This window comes from Rhodoferax sp. AJA081-3 (assembly GCF_017798165.1).
Classification (GTDB): Bacteria; Pseudomonadota; Gammaproteobacteria; order Burkholderiales; family Burkholderiaceae_C; genus Allorhodoferax.
Genome location: NZ_CP059068.1, coordinates 3,284,963 through 3,309,079, shown reverse-complemented (window position 1 = coordinate 3,309,079; position 24,117 = coordinate 3,284,963). Strand labels below are relative to the sequence as shown.

Here is a 24,117-nt window from a genome sequence, read left to right as displayed (position 1 = left end):
CGCTCGTTAGTGCAGGTATTAACCGCGGTCGCCCATGGGAGGCAAAGTGCCGGCCTTTTGGGCTTGCAGGTAGTCGGCCTTCACAGCGGCGCGGGTAACGGTGCTGGTCACCGAAGGCTCGGCCACCAGGGATTTTTCACCCATGGCTGGCAGGTTGCCGGTCTTCACGGCAGCAGTCAATTCGGCCTTCACTTCGCTGCGGCTGAACACGCTGGGAGCCGATTTGGCGAAGTAGGAGCTGGTGTCGGTATTGTTCAAACGGGCGCGGGGCGAGCTGTCAGCAGCAAAGCTGGAAGTGGCGCCCAAAGCGGCGACGAGGACCAAAGCGGTAGTAGCGATTGCGTTTTTCATGATGAAATTTCCTTCAAAAGTGGTTAGACATTTCCGGGCAGGTCGTGGGCCGCTAGGCCCTGGCTTGTCCAGCCTCGGTGAGTCGTCTATTTGTGTTTCGGCTCATCGATGGGTTGAACTGTACTCCGATTAACGAAATTAAAAACCATCGGGTCAGTAATTCATCATTGCTGAAAATGAAATAATCCAGGGGTTGAAAACTTACTTATTGATGTTTTGCGGGACAGACCGAAGCGCAGCGCAGCCCTGTCCTCAACTGTTTAGGGGTGTTTATGGACCGACTTTTATCCATGCGGGTGTTCCAGCGGGTGGTGGATGACGGGGGTTTTGCCGCCGCGGCCCGTGCGCTGAACATGTCCCCGGCCACCGTGACCCGGCTGTTTGGCGACCTGGAGCAGCACCTGGGCGCGCGGCTGATGCAGCGCACCACGCGCAAGCTGGCGCTCACCGCAGCGGGCGAGGTCTACCTGCTGCGGGTGCGCAGCATCCTGAACGAGATCGACGACGCCGAATCGGCCGTGGGCACCAGCACCCAGGAGTTGCAGGGCACGGTGCATGTGCTGGCATCACCGGTGCTGGCCTCCTACTTTCTGGCGCCGCACATTGCCAATTGGCGGCGCCAGCACCCCAAGGTGGCGCTGGAGATTGCCATAGACCCCTTTCCCCAGCGGCGCGTGGACGAATTTGATGTGACCTTCATGGCGGTGGACGAGGAATACGACGGCAATGTGGTGGCCCGGCCCCTGGCCACCACCGAGTGGATTCTGTGCGCGGCACCCAGCTACCTGCAGCGCCGGGGCACCCCACGCCTGCCGCAGGACCTGCAGCACCACGACTTCCTGAAGTTTCCGCGCCAGCAAGGTGGCGGCATCAGCAACCGGCGCCTGCGACTACTCCCGATCAGTTACCCGGGCGAACCGGTGGAGGTGGACATGCCGGTGGCGCTGCAATCGGTCAGCATGGACCTGCTGTACCGCGCCACGCTGGACGGTGCCGGTGTGGCCGTGTTGTCGCGCCTGCTGGTGGCGCCGCACCTGGCCAGCGGCGCCCTGGTGCATGTGCTGCCGGACTGGATCCACGGCCGCCTGACGGTGTATGCCGCCGTGCCCTCACGCAAGCTGATTCCGGCACGCACGCGTGCATTCCTGAACTTTATTGGTGACCTGATGACGGAACGAACGGTGCACACGCCGGGTGCATGAACGTGCTGGAGCCGGGGCCCGTCAGACGGCCGCGTTGCCGGCGGTAAACGCCTCTTCAAACACCGAATAACCCGCCCAGTCGCTGTGGGCGAAGCGCAGGCGCTCCCAGGTCAGCACGGTGCGGGTAGGGTAGCGGGCACTGGATCGCTTTTGTTTTGATAGCGATACCGCCATATTTGACGGGGGCTGTAGGCCGATTTGACCATTGGCATTCGGTATGGGGATGGCCATGGCATGCCCGTAACGGGTGATGTCCATGCGGGTGGCCTTGGCCGCCAGATCAGGGTGCGCCGTAGACAACTCCGCCAGTATGGCGTTGCGCCAGGCGGCCCAGGGCTGGTCCAGCAGCTGCTTGCGCCCGGCGCTGGCGCCACCCGCCACATCACCCAGCGCGCGGTAGTGGGTCAGCACCGTGGGGCCAGGCAGGGCTTGTAGGTTCTGGTGTGTGGCGTCGACATAACCCAGGCCGACGCTGCCTACTGTCCCGCCACCACTTTCGCCGTGCTGCCCGCCGTACAACACATTGTCCCAACTGGGGGCAGCGCCAGGGCGGTCGTGCAGTGCGCGGTCCAGGTGGATGTTGGCCACCAGCCACGGCGCATAGACCACCTGGCGGGCGGCCTGGCGCAAAAACTCGGGCGCGTTTTGCACGACACGCGCCGCCACAAACACTGGCAGCGCCACCACCACCTGTTCGGCCTTCCAGCGCTCCATGGCCCGTGTCGCGGTGTTGAAGGCATCCACCTCGACGCCGTGTTTGGCGCTGGTGATGCGCAGCACCACACGCCCCGTGTGTAAACGTTCGCCCAGCGGCGTGGCCAAACGTTGCGTCAACCAGGCATTGCCTTCGGGCCAGGTCAACAGACCCTCACGCTCCACACCCTCAGTGCCCGGCGCGTGGAAGCCGTGGCGGCTGGCAAAGTAGTGGATGCCGGCCCAAGCCGACACGGTGGCGATGCCGGCGCCGTAGTCGTCGCGGCAGCAGTAGTCCAGGTACCAGCGCAGGTGGGGGTCACGCAGACCGTGTTGGGCCAGATACGCTTCAAAAGTAATAGCACACAAGACAGCCTGCACGGGGGCTAGGGGCCTATTTTGCACAGGCAGTGCCCAGCGGGCGGCAGTTCTGGCCTGCTCCACCAGGGCTGCAAATTTCTGGTACTGGGCCAGCGTGTCCTCATCCACACCGTGCAGGGGTAGCAGGCCCTCTTGCCATTCGCCGTTGAAAAACAGGCGCTCCTGCGGGCTGTGGCACAGGTGGCGTTCGTCGTACTGCCAGCGGCCGGCCACACGCGTGCGCAGGCCCAGCTCTTCCAGCAGGTCCTGCACCTCGGGCGCGTCGTCACTGGGCAATGGCAGGTAGTGCGCGCCCAGCGGGCAGGTGATGCCAGCCACCACGCCACCGCGGCTATTGCCACCGGCTGAGTCTTCCAGCTCCAAGAGCGCAAAGTCGTCCATGCCCTGCAGGCGCAGTGCACGCGCTGCGGCCAGACCGGCCACGCCGCCACCGGCGATCAGTACGCGGGTCTTGTACGTTTTCGCAGGGCTGGGCCAGGTCTTGCCGGGTTGCGACATGTCGCGCATGTGGTGGCCGCGCTCGGGCTGGGCACCGCTGAAGCCGCCGGTGATGTGGGCGTAAGGGTCGGGGGCTTGGCATCCGGTCGCGGCCCATGCGGTGCCTACGCCAGCGGTCAAGAAATGGCGTCGCTGCATCTGTCCGATGATAGTGGGCGGGGGCCGGATCCTGGGACGCCGGACGTTCTGCTCCGTGTCCCCCGCCCTCCGGCTTACGCCTGCGGGCTCCTCCTTTACCTACGCAGAACGCCCGGCGTCCCAGGCTCCTCCTATAGCTTGATTTCGAGCCGCGCTTGCAGATTCACAAATGATGGCGCAATGGTTTGAGTGGTCTCGCGCAGCGTCTGCCCTTGCAGGTTGGTGGACAGCAAGCTGCCGCCGGTGGTGTAGTCGCGTGCGGCAAAGTTGCTGACGGACACACGCAGCTGGTAACGCGGCGTGATGGTCCACAGCGCGTAGGCGTCGGCCACCAGCTTGTTGCTCTGGTACACGGTCTGGTCGTCGCTCAGGCGGGTGGTGAACTCGGGCGTCCAGTTCAGGTTGCCGCCTACCTTCAACGGCAGGCTGGTCATCTGGTAATCGGCGCCCAGGTTGGCCGTGCCGTCGGGCTGCTGGTCCAGGCGGTTGTTGGGGCCGCTGATACCCTGCACCTGGGAGCGGAACAGGCTCAGGTTGCTGCGCACATCGATCTTGGGTGCGCCCGCAAACATCTCGCTCAGGCGGAACTTGGCTTCCAGCTCCACACCCTGCGTTGTTGCATTGCCAATGTTTTGTTTGCGTGCCACCCAGCGCGGCACGTCGGCCCAGGACACGGTTTCCAGCGTGGTCTGGCTGCGCATCAGGTTCTCGATCTGGCGGACGAAGACGTTGGCGCTGAGCATGCCGCCGCCGGGCACATAGTGTTCAAAGGCCAGGTCTATGCCGGACGCCAGTTCGGGCTGCAAAAAGGCGTTGCCGGCCCGGTCCGGGTGCACCTCGGTATTGGCGCCGCGGTTCAGGAACATGCTGTTGATGCTGGGCCGCGCGATCAGGTCCTGCAGATTGGGCGAGCGGTAGCTGCGCGTCAGGCTCAGGCGCACCTGGTCCTTGCTGGCCAAGTCTGGCCGCCATACGGTGTGGAACAGCGGTGTGACGACCTGGCTCTGGTTGCTGGCGTTGGGCGCATCGGTGCTGACGCTGCCGGTGGTGGCGATGCCCTCCCAGCGCAGGCCGGCATGGGCCGCCCAGTGCGGGTTCACGGTCCACTCGTCCTGCACATACACCGCGGTGCGCAGGCTGGAGGCGCTGAGGTTGCCATCAAAATCGCTGAGTGGCGATTCGCCGTTGAGCAATTGCGTGGCCGTCTCGTTGCGGCGGTTGGACTCCAGCTCCAGGCCTGTGACCAGGCTGTGGTCTTCGGCCACGGTGCGTGAGTATTTGAGCTGCGTGCTCAGCGTGCGGTCTTGTTGCTCGGAGTGCTGGTTGGAGAGGGCCACCGTGCCACGTGTGGTGCTGGTGTTCTGCCGTGTGGAATCATTCGTCCACGCGCTCTGGCCCATGTTGGCGCTCAGGCGCAGGTTTGCACCATCGTCCATCTTGTGTGTCCACACACCGGCCAGGCGCGCGGTGTGGAAGCGGCTGTCAGTGCTGCCAGTGCTGGTGTCGTAGGGAAGGTCGGCGATGCCGTTGCCCGTCGTGGTCTGCGTGATGCGCGTCGTGCGGTCACCGCTGTTCTGTGTGGCGGCAACCATGGGCATCAGCATGAAGGTGTCGCCCCCGCTGCCGCGCCACTGCAGGCGCACATTGGCGTGCACGCCGTCGCGCACACCGGTGCTGGACACGGCCTCGGTCTGGCGCACCGTGCTGCCCTCCGACAGGTTCTCGGTCAGGGTGGTGTTGACCACATCGTTGGAGCGAGCGTTGTGGTCGGCGGCCACGGAGAAGTTGTAGACCATGCCGTTGTCCAGCGTGTCATTGCGCGACCATGCGATGTTGGGCGCAGCGTTGCCGTTCTCCAGCCCCAGGCCCAGCTTCAGCGTGTTGACCTGTTTGCTGTAGCCGCCCCGCGTGACGATGTTGATGGTGCCGGCAATGGCGCGCGCGCCGGTCTCGGCCGTGGGGGCGCGCAGGATCTCGATGCGCTCGATTTCTTCGGGTGACAAATCGTCCAGCGAAAAGCCGCGCGGCACCCGTTCACCGTCGATCAGGATTTGTGTGTAACCACTGCCCAGACCCCGCATGCGCGGCGCACCACCACGCCCCGCGCGGCCCTGCACGGTGACGCCGGGCAGGCGCTTGAGCAGCTCACCCATCGACGTGTCGCCATAGAGTTCGATGTCTTCGCGGCCCACGATGATCTTGGCGGCGGTGGAGAGTCGGCGCTGCTCGGTGTCGCTGCTGGCTCGGATTTCTACGGGTTTGAGTTCGGTGTTGGGGCGCTGTGCTGGCGTGGTGGCGCTATTGGTGCGTTTGTTGTTGCTATTGCTACTGCTGCTGGTGCCAGCCGCATCTGCAGTCGGGTCCGGGTTGGCTTGCGGTGTTGCGGGCTGGGCGTGCAAGCTGCTGCACAGCGCAGCCAGCGACAGGCCTGCTGTTACCCAGCGGTGTGCACCTTGCGTTGTATGTCTGCCTACTTTGCGTACCAAGACCGTTCACCTTGCTTTCTATTGAAGACCCTTGGCTGCGATTAGATTCCAAAGTGCTGTCTTCAAAGTTTCCCAAAGGTAAAGTTGCGAATGTATTTTGATAAAACCAGGCTGTAGCCCCCGTCGGTATTGCTCAATTTACTATCAATAGCATAGCGATCTATTTGAACGTGTGACATCACCGGCGATGGCACTTTGGATCTATGGGAGAGGGTAAAGGGCTGCTGGTCAGTAGTGAGCCCCGACAACAACACGGCTACAGGCGCAGGTGTACATCTCTTCTGCGGGACACATTCCCCCTTGGTAGGTAGGCCGCTAAAATTCTCGCGTCTACCCCATCGCTTCGGCTCACCTGATGTTCATTCGCAATGTAAAGCTTCCCTGCGCGGTCCTGTTGTTGGCGTGGGGGCAGGTCGCCGGTGCCGTTGCCCAGCCATCGCGTTGCGACGCAGAGCCGGTGGCCCGTTCGCTGCATGCGCAACACGCGACCGAGGTTGTCTTTAAAAATATTGGCACGCATGCAGTACGCATTTGGTGGCTGAACTACACAGGAAAGCGCGTGTTGTACCAAACCTTGGCCCCCGGGGAGAGTTATACGCAGTCCACTTACCTAACCCACCCGTGGATCGCAACCAACAAGCATGGGCAGTGCGTGGGCCTGTATTACCCAGACGCGCAGCCGCGCACCATTGACATCCAATAAGAGCAGAGGCAGGTGAATGGTTCACGGCTTGCAACCCATGCGAATCGCCAACAACCTCCTCTGGATAGACTGCACCGCCGGCGCTCTGGTCGGATTCGTGGTGTTGCTATTCACCGCACAGCTGAGCCAACTGCAAGCCCTGCCCCACACACTGCTGCTGTTCATGGGCGCGGCCAATGTGCTCTACGCCAGCTTTTCATTTATCCTCGCCACCCGTAGCAAACGGCCCATGCCCTTGATCAAGCTGCTGGTGGTCGCAAACGGTTTCTGGTCCCTGGTATGTGTCTGCCTCGCCGTGGCCTATGCAAACACTGCGACGCTTTTCGGGCTGGGCCACCTGATTACCGAGGCCATCTTTGTGGGCAGCTTGGCGGCGCAGGAGTGGAAGTGGCGTGCACTACTGTTGCAGCGCGCGACTTGATGCACACGCGCCATTCCTTCAACAGAATCAACCGTCACGCTGGACCCATCAACTCTTGCGAAAGCGCCACCGCACTACCGGCGGCCAGCGTCAGGCCCAGCGCACCATGCCCTACATTCAAGAACAAATTCTTGTATTTACTGCGGCCCACTATCGGAATAGATGTTGGAGTGGCGGGTCTCAATCCCGCCCAAGGCTGGCAGGTTTCCGTGTCACACAATCCCGGAAAAACAGACTCAACCGACGCAAGCATTTGTTGGATGCGCGCTGCTGGAATCGAAAGGCCTTGTTCGCCAATTTCAGCCATGGCAGCGACGCGCAGATTCTGCCCCAACGGCGCAAAAACCGTCTTCAGCGACAGCTCTGTGATGCTGACCTGCGGGGCGCGAATGGTCTCCCGCATCGGCACGGTGATGCTATACCCCTTGATTGGGTAGACGGGCACATGCATTCCCAGCTTGGCCGCATGGGCGGCCGCATGCACGCCGGTCGCCAGCACAAAGGCATCCGCCACCAACTCCCCCTTGCCGGTGCGCACGTGCGTCAGGCGGTCGCCACGCACCACAAAGTCCTGCAGTGCGGTATTGAAGGACACGGTCGCGCCTAGGCGCTGCGCACTCTTTACCAGTTCCAGGCAAAGCTTGTAAGGGTCACCCACCCGTTCGTCAGCCGTCCATACGCCACCGGCAAATTTTCCAGAGTAGTTTTGCAGCGCGGGCTCCTTCTCGACACATTCAGCCGCACTCAAAATCTGCTGATGGCAACCCTGGTGCCTTTGAAACTGGATCTGCGCATCTTGGCGCTTCAGACTGTTGTCGTCGGGGCAGAGCACGAGTTTGCCGTTGATTTTGTGGTCAAACGACCAGCCCTCAGTCTGCATCCATTCCACCAAGGTGTCGCGACTGAGTTGGGACAAGCGCAGGAGTTGGCTAGTCCCGTCTTCCACCTGTTTTCTGGTGCAGGCGCGCAAAAACTGAAGACCCCACCGCCACTGCCGCCAGTCCAGTCTGGGCGTGAAACGCAGTGGCGAGTGGCGCGCCGCCAGCAGCCCCGGAAGCGCACGCAAGGTGTGGGGTGATGCCAGAGGCTCCACGTAGCTGTAACTAAGCTGTGCGCCATTGGCATAGCTCGTTAACAATCCAGGACCCGTGGCCTCGTCCACCAGATGCACATCACAGCCCATGCGCGCCAGTTGGTATGCGGTGGAGCATCCTACGACGCCGGCTCCGATAACGCAGACCTTCACGCAGCAGCTCCCTTCGCTTGCGTTTCTTGCACTTGCTGACTACGGGTGAACGCCAGATAGGCACACGCGACGTCCGAGAGGCCAACCCCCACGGATTTGGCCACGATGATGTCTTCCTCACTGCCGCGCCAAGGTTCGGACCGGCGGTAGAGCTCCGGTAGATCCACAATTTTTTCACGCTCCAACGCGTTGTCGGTTTGCCATAACACGAGTTCACCGGCTTCGCGCAAGCTCTGCGGCTTCCATTCCACGATGATTCGATTGGCGCGGGACAGGGTCGCGTCGTCCAGTTCACGCCCCTTGGGTGCACTGATACCAATCGCTGAAACGAAGGCCCCCGGCTTGAGCCAGTTGCCGTCAAACACCGGCGTCTGTGAACGCGTGGCGGTGACCACAATGTCAGCATCCAACGTCGCAGCCTCAGGACTGCACCGCTTGACAACACTGCCTGTTTGCAAGGCCAGACGGCTGCACCAAGCATCGTCCACGAGTGGGTCGACCACGGATATTGCGTCGAACTGGAAGACCGCACACAGCGCCAGCGCTTGGGCGGTTCCTTGAAAGCCAGCGCCAAACAAGGCAAGCTTCTTGACCCGTTGGCTAGCCGTCTTGGACGCTATCAGTGCGGTCAACCCGGCGGTGCGGAATTTGGTGATTTCGGCACCGTCGAGCACCGCGATGGGTCGGTTGGTTTCTAGATCAAACAAGGTAATCAAAAAGGAAAACTGCCCGCTAACCGTGGGATAAATCTTGACACCCCCGACCTGCCGCGCATTCCACAATGCACCCATGGTGCTTAAGCGCAAGTTCAGACTGTCCGTCCTCTGGCGCGCATGGATTTCAGCACGGCCGACGGCAAGATCGGCAAACGCCTCGTCCAGGATGGCGACTACACGCGGGTAGTCCAGGAATACGGAGATGGTGTCATCGTCAAGATAGGTAGGTTGCATGGTGTTCAGGTTTCAATGAAGTAGGGAATGCTGTTGGTGTGGTATGGGAACAGGCACCAGGCGAAACGTGCCAACGACGCGCACCAGCTTCTCCGCTTGGTCTTGCAGGGCTTGGGCGGCAGCCGCGCTCTGTTCCACCAGCGCCGCGTTTTGCTGCGTCATTTGGTCGAGTTCTGCAACGGTGCCATTCACTTGCTCAATGCTTTGGCTTTGCGCGACTGCGGTTTCCGTGATCGCGGCAACGGTGCTCGTCACACGCTGCGCCGAGGCCACGATGTCTTGCATGGTCTCTCCTGCGGACGACGCCAATTGAGAACCCTCTTGAACCCGGTGTACGCTGGAGTCGATCAGTGTCTTGATTTCCTTGGCAGCCTGTGCGGAACGTGTGGCCAAGTTGCGCACCTCGCTGGCCACAACGGCAAAGCCCCGTCCCTGTTCTCCCGCACGCGCCGCCTCCACTGCGGCGTTCAAGGCCAATATGTTGGTTTGGAAGGCAATAACATCGATTACGGAAATGATGTCTGCAATCTTCCCGGAGCTCTGGGTTATCGCATGCATCGTGCCTACCACCTCCGATACCGCCCGGCCCCCCAAGACAGCAACATCAGCAGCAGACGAAGCAATGTGATGGGCTTGCTTCGCAGACTGTGCAGACTGCCAAACGGCGCCTGTCAGCTCAGAAAGGGAGGACGCCGTGCTTTGCAATTTGCTGGCGGTTTGCTCGGTGCGTTGGCTCAGATCCAAATTGCCACTGGCCACCTCGGCACTGGCCAGCTTGATCGATTCCGACGCATCACGTACCTCGCCAACCACCTGCCTGAGTGCAGACTGCATGGCATCCAGTGCCAGAAGCAACTGGGCCATTTCATCCTCACCCCTCACGACGATGGTCTGGCTGAGATCACCGTCTGCAATTTGCCGGGCCAACGCAACCGCACGATCCAAAGGTTGGCAAACTGCCCGCAATGTCCACCACATCAAGGGAGCAAATATCAACAAGGTCAGGGCTATCAATCCCAAACGCAGCAACGACGCTGAGGTGGACTGTGTCGCCATCTCTTCCCGTGCCGACTCTGCTGCATTTTGCTGGGCGCTCGTCAATTGCGCGGTGTTTTCGCCTAAGGCCTTCAAGGTGTTTTCTGTCTTGGCGGAATAAGCCAGGGCCGACAGTCCATCGATGACTGCCATCTGTAGCTGATCCAGCGTGGGCTCCATCACCACAACATAGTCGCGCATCAACCGGGTTTGGGTCGCTACCAAAGTAGCAATCTCTGCGTTTCCAGGATTCGCCAGCACAATTTGCTCCGCTGCTTGGTGGGCACGCGCGATCTCCGCTTTCCATGCCTTTATCAAGGTCTGAACTTGTGTTGCGTTGGACGTCCCGACGGCCAGGGCGGAACTCTCCCAACGGCGGACCAGACTCAATGACTCTCGCAACATGGAGATGTCGGCTGCGGCGGTATTAGACCGGATGAAGAGCTCTGCTGTATTTCTACTGGCGTGGGCACCCGATACCCAGCCCCAGATGCCCAGCACGCACAATGACAACGAGACGGAAACCAGAACGATGTAGAAGCGGGATCGGATACTGACATTCAGCAAGAAGGACATGGCTTTACTCCGAGCGAGAAGGTGACTCTTGGGATGCGCATATGTAAATGCGGCTACGGGTCAACGTGGCCATTGCAAGACCGCTCACGGAATACCATACTTGTTTGGAAACTTGATGTTTTCCTTCATATGGACATTCATGGGGACGCGAAGTTTTTCCGTGTCAAACCACTTTTTGTAGATGGTCAACAGCTCGCCGGACGACATCAGCGCCAGCATGGTCTTGTCAACAATTTCACGAAAACCCGCGTCACCTTTGGGCAGCATAAAAGCGTAGGGCTCCACGGACATGAATCGTCCGGTGACCCATAGCAGCTCCCCGTGCTGGGACTGTCCGATGAGGCCATACAAGAGGATGTCGTCCTGCGCAAAGGCATCAACTTTTCCAGCCTCCACCAACGCGACTCCCTCGGGGTCGGTGGCCACCGTAAACACTTCCAGGTTCTGCTCCACCTTGAGCTGATGGACCAAGGTTTCAGCGGTGGTTCCTTTGCTGACCGCAACGCGTCTCTTCCACAAGTCGGCGTTTTTCTCAACCTTGAAGGATTTTTTAGCAAGCAGGCGCGCCCCCGTCGTGAAGAAAGTGTGCGAAAAATCCACCTCTTTCTGACGCGCAGCCGTGTTGGTATTGCCACCACATTCAATGTCAATCTCACCTGCCTTCAACAGCGGAATGCGCTGAGCGCCCTTGATCGGGGTGTAGCTGACCTTGAGGTCGGAGCGCTTCAGCGTTTTGCGAACGTTCTCAATCACCCGCAGACACAAGTCGATGGAGTAACCCAGCGTTTGCCCCTGCGGGTCCTGAAAGGCGAAGGTTCCCGGCGTGGGGATGTATCCCACCCGCACCAGCCCCGTATGGGCGATGCGCGTCAGCGTCGCGCTGTCAGCCGTCTGGGCGGATGCGTACCCTGCAGCGCCCAGGAGCACAAGTGTCGCGACCACGAAGGATCTGGCAAAAGGGGAAGACAAGGTGTACGGCATGGTGCGAACCTGCTGTTAAGTTGCTTGCGCTACCGACCCAAGGTGATCCAGCCCTGACGGATGGGCCAGGCCCCAGGATGTGGCCTTTTCAAACGCGAATGCGGCCCGCAAGATGGTCGGCTCGGCAAAGGCGCGCCCAATGATCTGGATCGAAATGGGCAGACCACCGGATGAAAGCCCGGCGGGCACCGCCACCGAACACAGGTCCAGCAGGTTCACAAATCGGCCGAGCCTGGACAGGGGTGTGGCCAGTTCGTCAACCTCGCTGACCGGGATGGCAGTGATTGCGTTGGTCGGAAACACACAAACGTCAATACCGTCCATTGCCTCAGCCATCAGGGCTTTGGCGACCTCCCGCTCCTGAAGCAGGTCAATGTATTGCGCGGCCCGTATGTCGCGGCCGAGCAGAATGCGCCGCTTGATATTGGGGTCGAATTCCAGCCCGTCGCGTTCGAACAGCGTGCCCAGATTGGCGTAGCCCTCGGCACTCATCAGGCTGCCTGCAACACGCATGGATTGGCTCAGGCTTTGCGGTAGCGGCTTGTCCACCAAGCGCATGCCAAGCCCTTGCAAGACCACCAGCGACCGGTCATACGCGTCCAAAACTTCTGGGTCTACGTCGCAGCGTTCCGCGTCGGGCAGGACCCATACCCGCATCCCTCTAACTTCTTTCTCCAGGTCTTTGGAGACTGAGCGGGATGGCGAAATACTGGATTCCTTGTCGCGCGGGTCGGCTCCGGCCAAAACGTCCAGCAGCGTAGCGCTGTCTCTCACCGTGCGCGTGAGTGTGCCTACGGTGTCGTGGGTCGGGCACAGATCAATCAGGCCATACCGGCTAATAAGACCGTGTGTGGTCTTGAGCCCGACCAGGCCGCAAAGCCCTGCGGGGATGCGAACGGAGCCACCGGTATCGGTTCCCAATGCCGCGCAGGCCATGCCCGCCGCAACCGCCACGGCGGAGCCGCTGCTAGAGCCACCCGGAATCCGATGGACCGCCATGTCCCAGGGGTTCCAGGGTGTGCCCATGGTTGTGTTGGTTCCCCAACCGCCAAACGCGAACTCCACGGTGTGCGTTTTGCCCAGAATGATGGCGCCGGCAGCTTTCAAGCGCTTGATCACCGTGGCCGTGATCAAGGAGGTCCGTGGCGGCAGCGACCGCGAACCGCCGGTGATGGGGCGCCCCTCGATCTCAAATAGATCCTTGATTGCCAGGGTGACACCATGCAGCGGACCAATGGTGTGCCCGGCTTGCCGCAGCTTGTCCAGGCCGCGTGCGACCTGTAGGGCTTCTTCTCGGTAGACATCCACATAGGCGTGCAGCTTGGTATCCAAAGATTCCACACGTGCCAACTGGTTTGCAACCAAGGTCGTGCTGTCCATCTCTCCGCTGTCCAGGGCTTTGAGCGTGGCCTCGATCGATGCGTAAGTCATTGCGTTATCCCTCATGTGGCACCCATGACCCTTCGGCCACGCGAAAGACGTTGCTCCAGCACGCGTGACAGCATGGACAGGGGGAAGGCGATCGCGAAATAGAAGACACCCACCAGCAGGAATATGTGCAGCGGCAGGAAGTATTCACTGGACATGGCGCGGGCCACGAGCATGAGCTCGTCCGTGGCAATCAGTGCGCACAGGGAGCTGTCTTTCAAAAGCGCCACATAGGTGTTGACCAGCGGCGCCAGCATCACGCGTAGCGCCTGGGGAAACACCACGTGCAGGAAGACCTGGCGCGGTGCCAGCCCGACCGACAGAGCGGCTTCACGCTGCCCACGGTGCAGGGACTGCAGCCCCCCGCGCAAGATTTCGGCCACGTAGGCAGCCCCGTGCAAACCCAAGCCCAGTACACCCGCCCAGAAACCCGGCAGTGTGATCCCGAGCGGGGGCAGCGCAAAGTACAGCGCCAGCAACAGGGCCAGCAGTGGCACCGTGCGCACGAACTGGATGAAAAAGTTGGCAGCGAAGCGCAGTACCGGGTTGCCGCCCCGAATCATGGCGACCAGAATGGCCCCGACCAGCAAGGCCAGCGCAAAACCAGCGGACGAGAGCTTGGCCGTCATCTTTGCGGCTTCAGCAAGGCGAGGCCACCATTCAGGCCAATACTGGTAGAAATCCGACATGAAGCTGTTCATCGTTTGTTCTCCATACGGCGTTCGGTCATGGCAAATCCCCAACTGATGGGCAGGACAACGCTGGCGTATAGCAGCATGGCCGCGAGATAGATCAAGGTGGTCTCAAAGGTTGAAGTCACCAAATTCCGGGCGAAGAACATGATTTCTGGTGCGGCGATTGCGGATGCAATGGAGGTGTCTTTGAGCAGTTGACTGGTGTAGTTGCCCAGCGATGGCCAAGTGACGCGCAACATTTGTGGAAGCAGGATGTGAAGCAAGGTTTGCCGTGGCGTCAAGCCTACGGACAGAGCCGCTTCACGCTGACCTGCATGCAGGCTTTTAAGCCCCGCGACGAAGACATCGCATAAAACCGCTGCGCCCACCATGCCAAGACCCAAAATCGCGGCCACCAAGGGCGTGAGCCGGATTTCGAAGGTCGCCAGGCCGAAATAGATCACAAACAAATGGGCCAAGGCCGGCACGTTACGCATCCACTCGATATAAGCGGCGATAAGCAGCCTCAGCATGCGCAGATGTGTGAACGTGACGGCAATGGCCATTAGCATTCCCACGGCCACCGCAATGGCAAACGCGCCCACCGCGATCTGAACGGCCGTGACGGCGCCACCCATCAGCGTGCTCAGAATGGTCGCGAATATTTCAAACTGCGGCATCACTGCACCGCTCCGTGGGGGTCTGAAACCTGACCAAGGAAGTTGCGCGTGCGCGCCAACTGGGGGCGGTCGATGACGTCTGCCGCCAGGCCCTGCTCGACAATGTGCCCGCCTTCCATGAAGATCACGCGGTCCGCGACGTCTCTGGCGAAGCGGATTTCATGGGTCACCAAAATCATGGAGCGGCCCTCTTCGGCCAGCTCCCGGATGACGGTCAGCACCTCACCAACCAACTCAGGATCGAGCGCCGACGTGGGTTCGTCGAACAGTATGAGCTTGGGCTGCTGCGCCAATGCACGTGCAATGGCAACACGCTGCTGCTGCCCACCCGAAAGGCGTTCAGGGTACTCGGTAGCTTTCTTGGAAAGATGGACTTTGTCCAGCATGGCGTCGGCGAGTTCGTAGGCTTCGGCCTTGGACATTCCACCCGCCTTGATGGAACCCAGCGCCACGTTGTCCCGAACATTGAGGTGTGGCCACAAATAGAACAACTGAAAGACCATGGCGATCTCACGCCGCTGGGGCGCCAGCTCTCTGTCGTTCATGAAGCGCATGGCCCCGCGCCGATCCGGCAGTTGCCCAATGCGTTCATCTTCCAGAAAGACGGAACCAGTGTCAGGACGTTCCAGAAAATTCAGGCAACGCAGACAGGTGGACTTGCCCGAGCCGCTGGGGCCGATCAGCGACAGGGTTTCGCCCTTGCTCAGGTCAAAGGAGATGCCCTTGAGCACGTCGAGATCGCCGTAGCTTTTCTTCAGCCCATCGACTCTTAAGAGTGTGTTGTTCATAGGTTTCGGTGTTCAGGGCGCAGGAGCGCGCCAACGCGCTCCCGTCATTCAACGTTGCTGGATTTATTTGCAGCCTGGCAGTTTCCAGTCGGCCGGGCGGTCTACACCGGCGCGGAAGTTCTGGCCTGCGGGGACATACCAAACGTCTTGCACCAGGCCGTACTTGGCGCCAATCTTCTTCAGGTCGCAGCTCTGCCACAGCTTGGCGATCTCCGCATTCACCGCCTTGGCCAATTCGGGGTTGTCTTTGTTCAAACCAAACACCACCTGGCCCAGCCCGGTCAGCAATGGGTAGTCAGGGTTGTTATCGACGAAAGCGTTGAACTTGAGCTTCCACTGCGCATTGCGCGAGATGGCGTACTGCATGACCGGCGGGTCGCCAATCACCGCGTCAATCCGACCCGCCAGCAAGTCGCGTACCGCCGCGTCGGATGTGTCATACATCGTCAGTTGCAAGCCACTGATTTTGCGCAGCTCGGGGATGAAGGAAAAACCCGTAATCGTGCCGACCTTCTTGCCTTCCAAATCCTTGAGCTGAGACCAGTTGGTCTTGCTGGACTGGGTGATGCCGTTCTTGAAATAGTGGATGGGGTCGCTCAGCGTCATGATCTTGGAGCGCTGTTCCGTCCAGCCCATGGTTCCCGCCATCACGTCCACCCGTTTGGCTTGCACCGAGGCGATGGTGCCAGACCATTCCATCAGAGCGGGTTTGACTTTGAGTTTGATGGCATCTGCCACGCGCTGGAGGATTTCGCCGTCGTAGCCAATCATGGCGCCGTCTTGATAACCCGTGCCGGGCATGTCCCCGGTAAACGCAATCGTAAAGGCGTCTTTTTCTACAGTCTGCACCGCCTGGGCATGCGCCCCCGGCAACAAGGCTCCGGCGACAAGAATCGCACTCAACATGCGTGCGAGGAAAGATTTCTTCATGGATGAACTCCTGGTGGTGTTGATAGGAATCGTTAACTGACGGGTGTGATGGTATGAAGCGTCATCAACTTGTCATAGGAGGCTCTAGCGTGTAAATTGAACGGATGCGACATCCAGAAAAAACACCAAAATCGAGTCACCCCCATGGCAAAAGCTGACGTGATACGACGAACGGACGCAGAGGAAATTGGCGCTCAACTCGTAGGCCGGCTAGACACCGCGAAGGCCAAGACCACGCCCAAAGCTTCGGGGGTCGAGCTACGCATCGGCATTTTTCTGTGGCCCCGATTTCCCTTGTTGTCACTGGCCGGGCTTTGTGATGCCTTGCGCCATGCAGCGGATTTGGGCGACCAAAGCCGTCAGGTCCGTTGCACGTGGACCGTTCTCAGCGCGACAGGCAAAGCCGTCGCATCCAGTTGTGGTGTCGAGGTTCCTGCCACGAGCGCCGCCGCATCGGATGGCAACTTTGACTATGTGGCGGTTATCGGGGGACTGCTGCCATCCATGAAAACCGCCGACCCTGTCGGTTTGCAGTTCCTCAAGGCGGCGACCAAGATGAAGGTTCCGCTGATTGGCATTTGCACCGGCAGTTTTGCATTGGCCAAGCACGGATTTATGGATGGAAGGATGGCCTGCGTCCACCCATTCCATGTGACTGATTGGCAAGAGACCTTTCCCGATCTGGCCTTTACGACCAATTGCGACTACATCATTGATGGTGATCGCATCACCTGCGCGGGGGGAATTTCCATTATTGAATTGGCGACCGAGCTGATCCGCATGCACTGCGGGCCAGACCGGGCCGCCAAGGTCGTACACCAAATGACCGTCTCGCAAAAGTCGTCGATTTCACACATGGCGCGCCGACGTGCCCTGGGTTACGCATCTGCTGACAACGACAAGCTGCGACAGGCAATTGTCTTGATGGAGAAAAACATCACCACCCCGTTGGAGATCTCGGTCATCGCCAAGATTGTCAAGGCCAGCAGCCGCCAGCTTGAACGTGTTTTCCTGGCCGAGACCAACACGCCCCCATCGGAGTTTTATAGGAACTCTCGGTTGAAGTACGGCAGGTGGATGCTCACCTCTACAGACTCACCGGTCAGCACCATCGCCTACGAGTGCGGGTTCGCCGATGCTTCACATTTCATACGGCATTTTCAGCAGCTCTATGGGGTAACACCGGGACGTTTGCGCAAGGCCCTGCAATCCAAGGAAGCCTGATGCGCTTGCCATTTACTCCGAAATTAATAGCGTATTAGGCAATTAATTCGGGGGCTAGAGGCCTATTTCGTTTGAAGGCTTACGGCGCAACCCGCCCCCATTCCTTCTCATACGTCATCACCAACACCTGGTTCGACAGGCGGTTCACCTCCGCCGGCACACGCGCCATGTCTTTCGGAAAATCAAACAGCAGCGGCAGCGTGGTCGGCGCTAGATAACGCAGCCCATCGGGCAGCGCGGCGGGCTGGCGCCACGGCCTGTGGCTGGCGATGATGAAGCCCCATTCGCCAAAGCTGGGCACATTGGCATGGTAGGGCGTGGCGTGCAGGCCTGCGGATTCGATAGTGGTGGCCACGGTCCAATAACTTTGGCGCGCCACCAGGGGTGAGGTGGTCTGTATCACCGCATAACCGCTGGCGGACAGGCGCTGCGCCAGCAGCGAATAAAAGGTGTTGGTGTAGAGCTTGCCGATGGAAAAATTCGTGGGGTCGGGGAAGTCCACAATGATGACGTCGAACATCTCTGCCTCCGCCTTTTCGTCACTCTGCAGCCACTTGAACGCATCAGTGTTGACGATGTGCAGCTTGGGCGAGTTCAGCGCACCGGCATTCAGCTTGGCCATGGCCGGGTCATTCGCAAACAGGCCGGTCATGTTCGGGTCCAGCTCGACCAGGGTCACGCTTTCCACGCTGGGGTACTTCAGCACTTCGCGCACGGCCATACCGTCGCCGCCGCCCAGCACGGCCACCCGGCGCGGCGCGCCAAAGGCCGACATGGCTGGGTGGACCAGGGCCTCGTGGTAGCGGTATTCGTCGCGCTCGGAGAACTGCAGGTTGCCGTTCAAGAACAGCTTGTGCCCGGTGCGGCCGTTGGTGACAACTATGCGCTGGTAGGGCGAGCTAGCCGCCAGCACAATGCGCTCGTGGTAGAACTTGTCTTCGGCCAGTGTGGTGATCTGGTCTGCCATGGCAAAGCCCAGCCCCAGCGCCACCACCGACAACACACACGCCGCAGCATGGGCGTTGAAGCGGCGCAGCTCATGGCGAAACACCCACAGCGCCCAGAAGGCCACGGCCGCATTCAAGAAGCCAAACAGCAGCCCCGTGCGTATCAGCCCCAGCTGCGGTACCAGTAGCAGGGGGAACGCCACCGACACGGCCAGCGCACCCAGGTAGTCAAAGGTCAGCACCTGCGAGACCAAGTCTTTGAGCACCACCTCGCGCTTGAGGATACGCATGACCAGCGGTATCTCCAGCCCCACCAGAATGCCAACCAAGCCCACCATGGCATACAGCAAGAAGCGGAAGGCGCCCGGCATGTAGGCGTTGGACAAAAACAGCAGGGCGGGCATGAAGCCACCGGCCAGGGCCACCATCAGTTCGATGCGCAGAAAGTGGGCGGGCAACTGCCGGTCGAAGAAACGCGACAACCACGAGCCAATGCCCATGGCGAACAGGTAACTGCCGATAACGGTGGAGAACTGCAGGACCGAGTCGCCCAGCACGTAGGATGCCAGCGCACCGGCGGCCAGCTCGTAGACCAGGCCGCAGGCAGCGACCACAAAAACGCTGACTAAGAGCGTGACTTCCAGCGGCCGGGGTGCGCCCTGGGCGGGCACGCTGCTACTCACATCAGACAATGACAATTAATGAATGGCCGCAGCAATGATGACGCAGATGCCCAGGCTCATGGCCGCCACGACCAGGGCCAGTGCCACGTTTTGCTTCTCAACAATCTCGCCCCACAAATCGTAGGGCGTGATCTTGTCGATGATCAGAAAGCACAGCCAGAATATCGCCACACCCATCAGTGCAAACACCAGGGAGGTGACCACGATGCCCGGTTTAATCAATTCAAAGCCCATGAGACTCTCCTGTAGAAAAGGGTTGCATTACTTGTGACCTCCACCGCCCGAAGAACCACCCCATGAGCCGCCCGAACTGCGCGAGCTGGATGATGAGGAACAGTTCTCTACCTTGGGGTCGCAACTGGAACATTTGCTCAACAGCGACAACAGTATCAGCGTGATGACCAGGATCACAATGATGGTGCCGATGCCAATGCTTTTTGCAGCGCTGAAGGGTGCCACATCGCGTTTGAGCAGGTCTTCCTTGCCCTCCAGCTTGAAGGCCTTGGCCACCACCTCACTGGCCAGCTGGTCACCGCTGGACCACACCAGCTCCGTGGGGGTCTGCTCCATGGAGAGCAGGCGTTTGCCACTGGCAAAGTCTTTGTTCTGGGTTTTCTGGCCGCGGTGCACCACCCAGTAAAACTCGCCACACACGTAGTTGGTCTCGGCGGTGTAGCTGTATTTGAGCGCGTAGTTGGTGCCCATGTAGCTGGCGCTGCTGGCTGTAGAGCTGGCCATGGTGGGCGCCCCGGTGGTGGGGCGCACCAGGCTCCAGCCCACTTCGGAATCCACCAGAAAACTGAAGCCCCGCTTCTGGTTGTAGAGCAGGTATTCGCTCCAGCCAAAATGTTCGTCGTCTCCTGGCGCCACACCCATGCGGTGCTGGAATCCCACCACCTGCCAATGCACGCCCTGCAACTGGCCCAGGCTACCCAAGGGGATCAGCGGTTGCACCGGCTCGTCCTGGATGGCGGATTTAAGTTCGCCGCCAATACCCTGGCTCAGGTCAATCAGGCTGTTGCAACTGCCGCAGGTAATGCTCTTGCTGGTGGCCAGCGCCACGGTGACCGGTGCACCGCAGTGCGGGCAGTTGAACTGGCGGCCTTTTTCTTCTTTCGCCGATTCGTCTTTCAGGCCCTTAAGGGCCAGGTCGTCCAGCAGCACCGCCGTGCCCTGCGACACCGTGGGTGGTGTGCCCGTGTAATCGATGCTGATGACCTCGCCCGTGGCACTGCGCAGCTCGACCACCTGAAAAGCCTGGCCCAGCGGCGGCAGCTTGGGTAGCTCGCCCTGGGCGCTGATGAGTGCAGCCGATACGTTGCTGGCCACACTGAACGGCTTGCCGTTGACGCCCACCTGTTTGCCCACCACGTAGCGGTCGGCCGGCGGCATGTTTTGCTGCTGGGTGCTGGGCTGGGTGAAGACGTAGGCGCCGTTGTCTTCGGCCAGCCAGCCAGACGTGCCGTCGTCAAAGAATGCGTTCCATTCGGCCCAGGTGCCCTCTGCGGTCTTGTACTGCAGGCGGCCTATGAGTGTGAAATTGCGATTCTGGTATTTGCCGGTGGCAAAGAGTTGCAGCGGGCTGTGGTCGTCAAACAGCTCACCCATCTTGCCGATGCGCGACAACACATCGCCCTGGCGCACCACTGTGCTCTGGCAGTAGCCGCACACAGCATGTGTGGACTGCGCCGAGCGAAACTCGACCGGCGCACCGCACCCCGGGCAGGGCGCGGAGTAAGAGCGTTGGGTAGCGCTGGCCAAGGAGGGAGGGGAGGTAGAGGGTTATGCGTAGGTAAAGGAGGAGCCCGAAGGGCGGGGGACACGAAGCAGAACGCTCTGTCTCCCCGCCCGGCTCCCCAACAGCTACGCCAGTTTTTTGAGCAACTCAGCCTTTTTGGCGTCGAACTCTTCGGCCGTCAAAATGCCCTTGGCCTTGAGGTCGCCCAGCTTCTCCAGCGTGGCGATGATGTCATTGGGGTTGAGCGCAGCAGCCACGGGTGCTGCGGCTGCCTGGGCCGCTTGGGGGTTGCCCTGCAAGCCGGCTTGCAGGTTTTGCGCCAGCACCTGGCCCAGCGCCACACCGGCACCCAGGCCCATGGCATCACCCGCCACACCGCCACCACCACCGCCGCCTTCGGCAAACTTGGGGATGGCTTGCGCGGTCTGGTACTGCATGAATTTGCCCATGTCGTTGCCGACCATGCCCATGCCGATTTTCTGGTCCAGGATCTTTTGCAGCTCTTCGGGCAGCGAAACGCTTTGCACCGTCATGTTTTCGAGCTTCAGGCCCAGCTTGGCCATCTCGGGGTCGAGCTGGGTGCGCAGCGCCTTGGCAAACTCGATCTGGTTAGAGGCCAGGTCCAGGAAGGGAATGCCACTGGCGGCGATGGCGGTGCTGATGTTTTGCAACACCAGCCCGCGCAGCTGGCCGTCCAGCTCGGCCACCGTGTATTCCTCACGGGTGCCGGAGATTTCGGTGTGGAAGAGCTTGGGGTCGGTGACGCGGAAGGCATAGTTGCCGAAGGCGCGCAGGCGCACGGCACCAAAGTCCTTGTCGCGGATGGTGATGGGCTGGGGCGTGCCCCACTTTTGGTCGATCTGCTGGCGGGTACTGAAGTAGTACACATCACTCTTGAAGGGGGACTCGAACAGCTTGTCCCAGTTCTTCAGGTAGGTGAGGACCGGCAATGTTTGTGTGGTCAGCTTGTAGGTGCCGGGGCCAAACACATCGGCGATCTTGCCTTCGTTGACAAACACCGCCATCTGCGACTCGCGCACCACCAGTTGGCCGCCGTTCTGGATTTCCATACCCGACATGGGGAAGCGCCAGGCCAGGGTGCCATCACCCTCTTCGGTCCACTGGATTACGTCTATGAACTGTTTCTTGATGAAATCCATAAGAGCCATGGTGCGGACCTCCTTGTATAGGGTTAACACAGAACCGGTCGCAATGATACACAGCTAGTAGCCCCATGTGTCGCCCCATATTTAGTACGGAGATATGCTGTTGCCATGAGCCTGCTTTTCACCCCCTACACCCTGCCAGCGCCCCGCGGTGGCCTCACCCTGGCCAACCGCATTGTGGTGGCGCCCATGTGCCAATACGCTGCCAACAACGGTGAGACCACCGACTGGCACCTGATGCACTGGGGCAACCTGCTCAACAGCGGTGCCGGCCTGTTCACCATCGAAGCCACTGCCGTGGTGCCCGAAGGCCGCATCACCCCGGCCTGCCTGGGCCTGTGGGATGACCGCACGGCCGCTGCGCTGGCCGACACCCTGCAACGTGCACGCAAACTGGCACCGCCGGTGCCGGTGTGTATCCAATTGGCGCATGCGGGGCGCAAGGCGTCCAGCGCGCTGCCCTGGGCTGGCGCACAAATGCTGCCGCCCACACAGGGTGGCTGGGAGACCTTTGGCCCCTCGGCCCTGCCACAACTGGCGACCGAGCCGCCCCCCACGGAAATGACGCGCGCCCACATGGACCATGTGCGTGACGCCTTTGTGTTGGCCGCGCAGCGTGCCGACCACATGGGCATAGAAGCGATTGAGCTGCACGGCGCCCACGGCTATTTGATCCACGAATTTTTGTCCCCCATTGCCAACCAGCGTACCGACGAATACGGCGGCAGTTTTGACAACCGCATCCGTTTTCCGCTGGAGATTTTTGCCGCCATGCGCAAGGTGTACAGCGGTGTGTTGGGCATTCGTATCTCCGCCAGCGACTGGGTGGAAGGCGCATGGGACGTGGTGCAGAGTGCCGAGTTCGCCAAACGCATCAAGGCCTTGGGCTGCGACTTCATCCACGTGTCGTCCGGCGGCGTGTCCCCCGCGCAGAAGATTGCGCTGGGTGCCGGGTACCAGGTGCCCTTTGCACGTGACATCCGCCAGGCCAGTGCCCTGCCCACCATTGCCGTGGGTCTGATCACCGATGCGCACCAGGCCGAAGCCGTGTTGCAGGCCGGTGAGGCAGACCTGGTGGCACTGGCCCGCGCCTTCCTGTACGAGCCACGCTGGGGCTGGCATGCGGCCGCCGCCTTGGGTGGCGAAGTGGCTGCAAAAGAGAACTACTGGCGCTGCCTGCCGCGCGAGGTGCAGGCGGTGTTTGGCAAGGTGTCCATCGGGGTGCGTTGACCGGTTTTGGTGCCGCCCGTGCACCAACAAACAAATCGAAACACTTTATCGCCAAAAGTTCCTCGGTATTTACCCTTGGTTTGACTGGTACTTACCCTTGTTTGGGCCCCTGAACCGCGTGCGGCTGGTTACGATCCCGCACCCCGCACGAGGTCGTCTGCCCAACAACCGTTGGACATGGCAATTCATGCGGCAATTTCTTTTACCAAAGTAAAGGTTTCCCATGAAGCATGTTTTCCGTCGTGTGGCCGCTGTAGCGGCCATTGTTTTGAGCACCGGCGCCGCCCAGGCCGAGATGATCGATTTTGAACAACCGGTCACCGCTCCTTTTGCACCGATGCTCACGCACGAGGATGTATTCCTTCAGGGAAGCTACGCATTCCTCGCGTTCTCCAACGCATCGAATGCGGGGTTTGGTGACCTCGTCGGCGCCATGATCGACGGAAATGATCTGTCGATGTGTTCTGGTGTGGTCTGCCCCACCAACAACACCAGCACGTTTTACGGTGCACTGAACGACGGCGCAGTCGCCTTTAGCCGTTTAGACGGACAGTCTTTTGCCGTGAACAGTTTTGACGCCAGCTTCATCGGTGGCATGGGTTCTGCCCTGCCACCCGTGGCCGGTTTGCTGCGTCTGCAGGGTTTCACCAGCACAGGCGCCACCATGTCCCAAACCTTCCAGCTGGCGGGCCCCAACACCGGCGGTGAGCTGGGCTTTGGCAGCTACCAGACCAGCGGCACGTTTGCCTCGACCAATTTTGCGCAGGTTTACGCCTTCGGATTTGCCTGCAACGCCGGTGGTACTTGCAATGCCTTCTCGACCGACCGCGGACAGTTTGCGCTGGACAACATCAGCGTGACCGCGGTTCCAGAACTGGAGACCACCGCCATGTTTGCGCTGGGTCTGATCGCCATGGGTGCCGCGGTTCGCCGCCGTCGCCAGCAGTCGGTTTAAGCACCGCTGCCAC

Annotated in this window: 22 protein-coding genes; 6 read left to right on the top strand and 16 right to left on the bottom strand. The window is 60.5% G+C overall.

Going from position 1 to position 24,117, the window contains the following annotated elements; genetic code table 11:
* Window positions 1-18: 18 nt before the first annotated feature.
* Entirely contained in the window at window positions 19-351 is a 333-nt protein-coding gene (locus HZ993_RS15575) for a DUF4148 domain-containing protein (protein ID WP_209393664.1), read from the bottom strand.
* Window positions 352-623: 272 nt separating this feature from the next.
* Between HZ993_RS15575 and HZ993_RS15570 the strand changes: the two genes are divergently transcribed.
* Entirely contained in the window at window positions 624-1,553 is a 930-nt protein-coding gene (locus HZ993_RS15570; protein ID WP_209393663.1) for a LysR family transcriptional regulator, read from the top strand.
* 21 nt (window positions 1,554-1,574) lie between these two features.
* On the opposite strand, the gene HZ993_RS15565 is transcribed toward HZ993_RS15570, so the two are convergent.
* On the bottom strand, window positions 1,575-3,263 hold the full coding sequence (locus HZ993_RS15565) for an NAD(P)-binding protein (RefSeq protein ID WP_209393662.1): 1,689 nt from the start codon (window positions 3,261-3,263) through the stop codon (window positions 1,575-1,577).
* A gap of 131 nt (window positions 3,264-3,394) precedes the next feature.
* The gene (locus HZ993_RS15560; RefSeq protein WP_209393661.1) at window positions 3,395-5,749 is read right to left on the bottom strand and encodes a TonB-dependent siderophore receptor; all 2,355 of its coding nucleotides are present in this window, start codon (window positions 5,747-5,749) and stop codon (window positions 3,395-3,397) included.
* A 355-nt stretch (window positions 5,750-6,104) separates the two neighbouring features.
* Here HZ993_RS15560 and HZ993_RS25105 point away from each other — a divergent pair, with 355 nt between their 5' ends.
* Both HZ993_RS25105 and HZ993_RS15550 read left to right on the top strand, forming a co-directional pair.
* Complete coding sequence (locus HZ993_RS25105) at window positions 6,105-6,452, top strand: hypothetical protein (RefSeq protein ID WP_209393660.1); 348 nt, start codon at window positions 6,105-6,107, stop codon at window positions 6,450-6,452.
* A 37-nt stretch (window positions 6,453-6,489) separates the two neighbouring features.
* Window positions 6,490-6,873, top strand: a complete 384-nt coding sequence (locus HZ993_RS15550; RefSeq protein WP_209393659.1) for a hypothetical protein — start codon at window positions 6,490-6,492, stop codon at window positions 6,871-6,873.
* 34 nt (window positions 6,874-6,907) lie between these two features.
* On the opposite strand, the gene HZ993_RS15545 is transcribed toward HZ993_RS15550, so the two are convergent.
* From HZ993_RS15545 to HZ993_RS15505, 9 genes are all read right to left on the bottom strand, one after another.
* On the bottom strand, window positions 6,908-8,119 hold the full coding sequence (locus HZ993_RS15545; RefSeq protein ID WP_209393658.1) for a D-amino acid dehydrogenase: 1,212 nt from the start codon (window positions 8,117-8,119) through the stop codon (window positions 6,908-6,910).
* Window positions 8,116-9,069, bottom strand: a complete 954-nt coding sequence (locus HZ993_RS15540) for an ornithine cyclodeaminase family protein (RefSeq protein ID WP_209393657.1) — start codon at window positions 9,067-9,069, stop codon at window positions 8,116-8,118. Before HZ993_RS15540 ends, HZ993_RS15545 begins: the two co-directional genes overlap by 4 nt.
* A 12-nt stretch (window positions 9,070-9,081) precedes the next feature.
* Complete coding sequence (locus tag HZ993_RS15535) at window positions 9,082-10,680, bottom strand: methyl-accepting chemotaxis protein (protein ID WP_209393656.1); 1,599 nt, start codon at window positions 10,678-10,680, stop codon at window positions 9,082-9,084.
* Between the two features lie 84 nt (window positions 10,681-10,764).
* Complete coding sequence (locus HZ993_RS15530; protein WP_209393655.1) at window positions 10,765-11,661, bottom strand: amino acid ABC transporter substrate-binding protein; 897 nt, start codon at window positions 11,659-11,661, stop codon at window positions 10,765-10,767.
* A 15-nt stretch (window positions 11,662-11,676) separates the two neighbouring features.
* Complete coding sequence (locus HZ993_RS15525) at window positions 11,677-13,092, bottom strand: amidase (protein WP_245213651.1); 1,416 nt, start codon at window positions 13,090-13,092, stop codon at window positions 11,677-11,679.
* An 11-nt stretch (window positions 13,093-13,103) separates the two neighbouring features.
* Window positions 13,104-13,790 (bottom strand): amino acid ABC transporter permease, encoded by a 687-nt coding sequence (locus HZ993_RS15520; protein WP_209393653.1) that lies wholly within the window; start codon window positions 13,788-13,790, stop codon window positions 13,104-13,106.
* On the bottom strand, window positions 13,787-14,443 hold the full coding sequence (locus HZ993_RS15515; protein WP_209393652.1) for an amino acid ABC transporter permease: 657 nt from the start codon (window positions 14,441-14,443) through the stop codon (window positions 13,787-13,789). The genes HZ993_RS15520 and HZ993_RS15515 overlap by 4 nt, the downstream gene beginning before the upstream one ends.
* A complete protein-coding gene (locus HZ993_RS15510; RefSeq protein WP_209393651.1) occupies window positions 14,443-15,231 on the bottom strand; it encodes an amino acid ABC transporter ATP-binding protein in 789 nt (262 codons plus the stop codon). The genes HZ993_RS15515 and HZ993_RS15510 overlap by 1 nt, the downstream gene beginning before the upstream one ends.
* 63 nt (window positions 15,232-15,294) lie before the next feature.
* Window positions 15,295-16,161: an ABC transporter substrate-binding protein gene (locus HZ993_RS15505; protein WP_209393650.1), complete on the bottom strand. Its 867-nt coding sequence runs from the start codon at window positions 16,159-16,161 to the stop codon at window positions 15,295-15,297.
* Window positions 16,162-16,305: 144 nt separating this feature from the next.
* On the opposite strand from HZ993_RS15505, the gene HZ993_RS15500 reads away from it, so the two are divergent.
* A complete protein-coding gene (locus tag HZ993_RS15500) occupies window positions 16,306-17,385 on the top strand; it encodes a GlxA family transcriptional regulator (RefSeq protein ID WP_209393649.1) in 1,080 nt (359 codons plus the stop codon).
* A gap of 79 nt (window positions 17,386-17,464) precedes the next feature.
* Here the strand turns inward: HZ993_RS15500 and HZ993_RS15495 are convergent, their stop codons facing one another.
* From HZ993_RS15495 to HZ993_RS15480, 4 genes are all read right to left on the bottom strand, one after another.
* Window positions 17,465-19,015 carry a polyamine aminopropyltransferase gene (locus HZ993_RS15495; RefSeq protein ID WP_371816934.1) on the bottom strand — a complete coding sequence of 517 codons (1,551 nt, stop codon included), beginning with the start codon at window positions 19,013-19,015 and terminating at the stop codon, window positions 17,465-17,467.
* 15 nt (window positions 19,016-19,030) lie between these two features.
* The gene (locus HZ993_RS15490) at window positions 19,031-19,249 is read right to left on the bottom strand and encodes a DUF350 domain-containing protein (RefSeq protein ID WP_209393647.1); all 219 of its coding nucleotides are present in this window, start codon (window positions 19,247-19,249) and stop codon (window positions 19,031-19,033) included.
* Between the two features lie 27 nt (window positions 19,250-19,276).
* Window positions 19,277-20,776 (bottom strand): DUF4178 domain-containing protein, encoded by a 1,500-nt coding sequence (locus HZ993_RS15485; protein ID WP_209393646.1) that lies wholly within the window; start codon window positions 20,774-20,776, stop codon window positions 19,277-19,279.
* A 102-nt stretch (window positions 20,777-20,878) separates the two neighbouring features.
* Window positions 20,879-21,922 (bottom strand): SPFH domain-containing protein, encoded by a 1,044-nt coding sequence (locus HZ993_RS15480; RefSeq protein WP_209393645.1) that lies wholly within the window; start codon window positions 21,920-21,922, stop codon window positions 20,879-20,881.
* A 105-nt stretch (window positions 21,923-22,027) separates the two neighbouring features.
* On the opposite strand from HZ993_RS15480, the gene HZ993_RS15475 reads away from it, so the two are divergent.
* Window positions 22,028-23,149, top strand: a complete 1,122-nt coding sequence (locus HZ993_RS15475; protein ID WP_209393644.1) for an NADH:flavin oxidoreductase/NADH oxidase — start codon at window positions 22,028-22,030, stop codon at window positions 23,147-23,149.
* A 223-nt stretch (window positions 23,150-23,372) separates the two neighbouring features.
* Window positions 23,373-24,104, top strand: coding sequence for an NF038120 family PEP-CTERM protein (locus tag HZ993_RS15470; RefSeq protein WP_209393643.1), 732 nt, complete (start codon window positions 23,373-23,375; stop codon window positions 24,102-24,104).
* The last annotated feature ends 13 nt before the right edge of the window (window positions 24,105-24,117 follow it).

Coding starts and splice junctions, on each gene's coding strand:
- HZ993_RS15575 (WP_209393664.1), bottom strand. CDS start 351: ATGAAAAACGCAATCGCTACTACCGCTTTGGTCCTCGTCGCCGCTTTG.
- HZ993_RS15570 (WP_209393663.1), top strand. CDS start 624: ATGGACCGACTTTTATCCATGCGGGTGTTCCAGCGGGTGGTGGATGAC.
- HZ993_RS15565 (WP_209393662.1), bottom strand. CDS start 3,263: ATGCAGCGACGCCATTTCTTGACCGCTGGCGTAGGCACCGCATGGGCC.
- HZ993_RS25105 (WP_209393660.1), top strand. CDS start 6,105: ATGTTCATTCGCAATGTAAAGCTTCCCTGCGCGGTCCTGTTGTTGGCG.
- HZ993_RS15550 (WP_209393659.1), top strand. CDS start 6,490: ATGCGAATCGCCAACAACCTCCTCTGGATAGACTGCACCGCCGGCGCT.
- HZ993_RS15540 (WP_209393657.1), bottom strand. CDS start 9,069: ATGCAACCTACCTATCTTGACGATGACACCATCTCCGTATTCCTGGAC.
- HZ993_RS15535 (WP_209393656.1), bottom strand. CDS start 10,680: ATGTCCTTCTTGCTGAATGTCAGTATCCGATCCCGCTTCTACATCGTT.
- HZ993_RS15530 (WP_209393655.1), bottom strand. CDS start 11,661: ATGCCGTACACCTTGTCTTCCCCTTTTGCCAGATCCTTCGTGGTCGCG.
- HZ993_RS15525 (WP_245213651.1), bottom strand. CDS start 13,092: ATGACTTACGCATCGATCGAGGCCACGCTCAAAGCCCTGGACAGCGGA.
- HZ993_RS15520 (WP_209393653.1), bottom strand. CDS start 13,790: ATGAACAGCTTCATGTCGGATTTCTACCAGTATTGGCCTGAATGGTGG.
- HZ993_RS15515 (WP_209393652.1), bottom strand. CDS start 14,443: ATGCCGCAGTTTGAAATATTCGCGACCATTCTGAGCACGCTGATGGGT.
- HZ993_RS15510 (WP_209393651.1), bottom strand. CDS start 15,231: ATGAACAACACACTCTTAAGAGTCGATGGGCTGAAGAAAAGCTACGGC.
- HZ993_RS15505 (WP_209393650.1), bottom strand. CDS start 16,161: ATGAAGAAATCTTTCCTCGCACGCATGTTGAGTGCGATTCTTGTCGCC.
- HZ993_RS15500 (WP_209393649.1), top strand. CDS start 16,306: ATGGCAAAAGCTGACGTGATACGACGAACGGACGCAGAGGAAATTGGC.
- HZ993_RS15490 (WP_209393647.1), bottom strand. CDS start 19,249: ATGGGCTTTGAATTGATTAAACCGGGCATCGTGGTCACCTCCCTGGTG.
- HZ993_RS15480 (WP_209393645.1), bottom strand. CDS start 21,922: ATGGCTCTTATGGATTTCATCAAGAAACAGTTCATAGACGTAATCCAG.
- HZ993_RS15475 (WP_209393644.1), top strand. CDS start 22,028: ATGAGCCTGCTTTTCACCCCCTACACCCTGCCAGCGCCCCGCGGTGGC.
- HZ993_RS15470 (WP_209393643.1), top strand. CDS start 23,373: ATGAAGCATGTTTTCCGTCGTGTGGCCGCTGTAGCGGCCATTGTTTTG.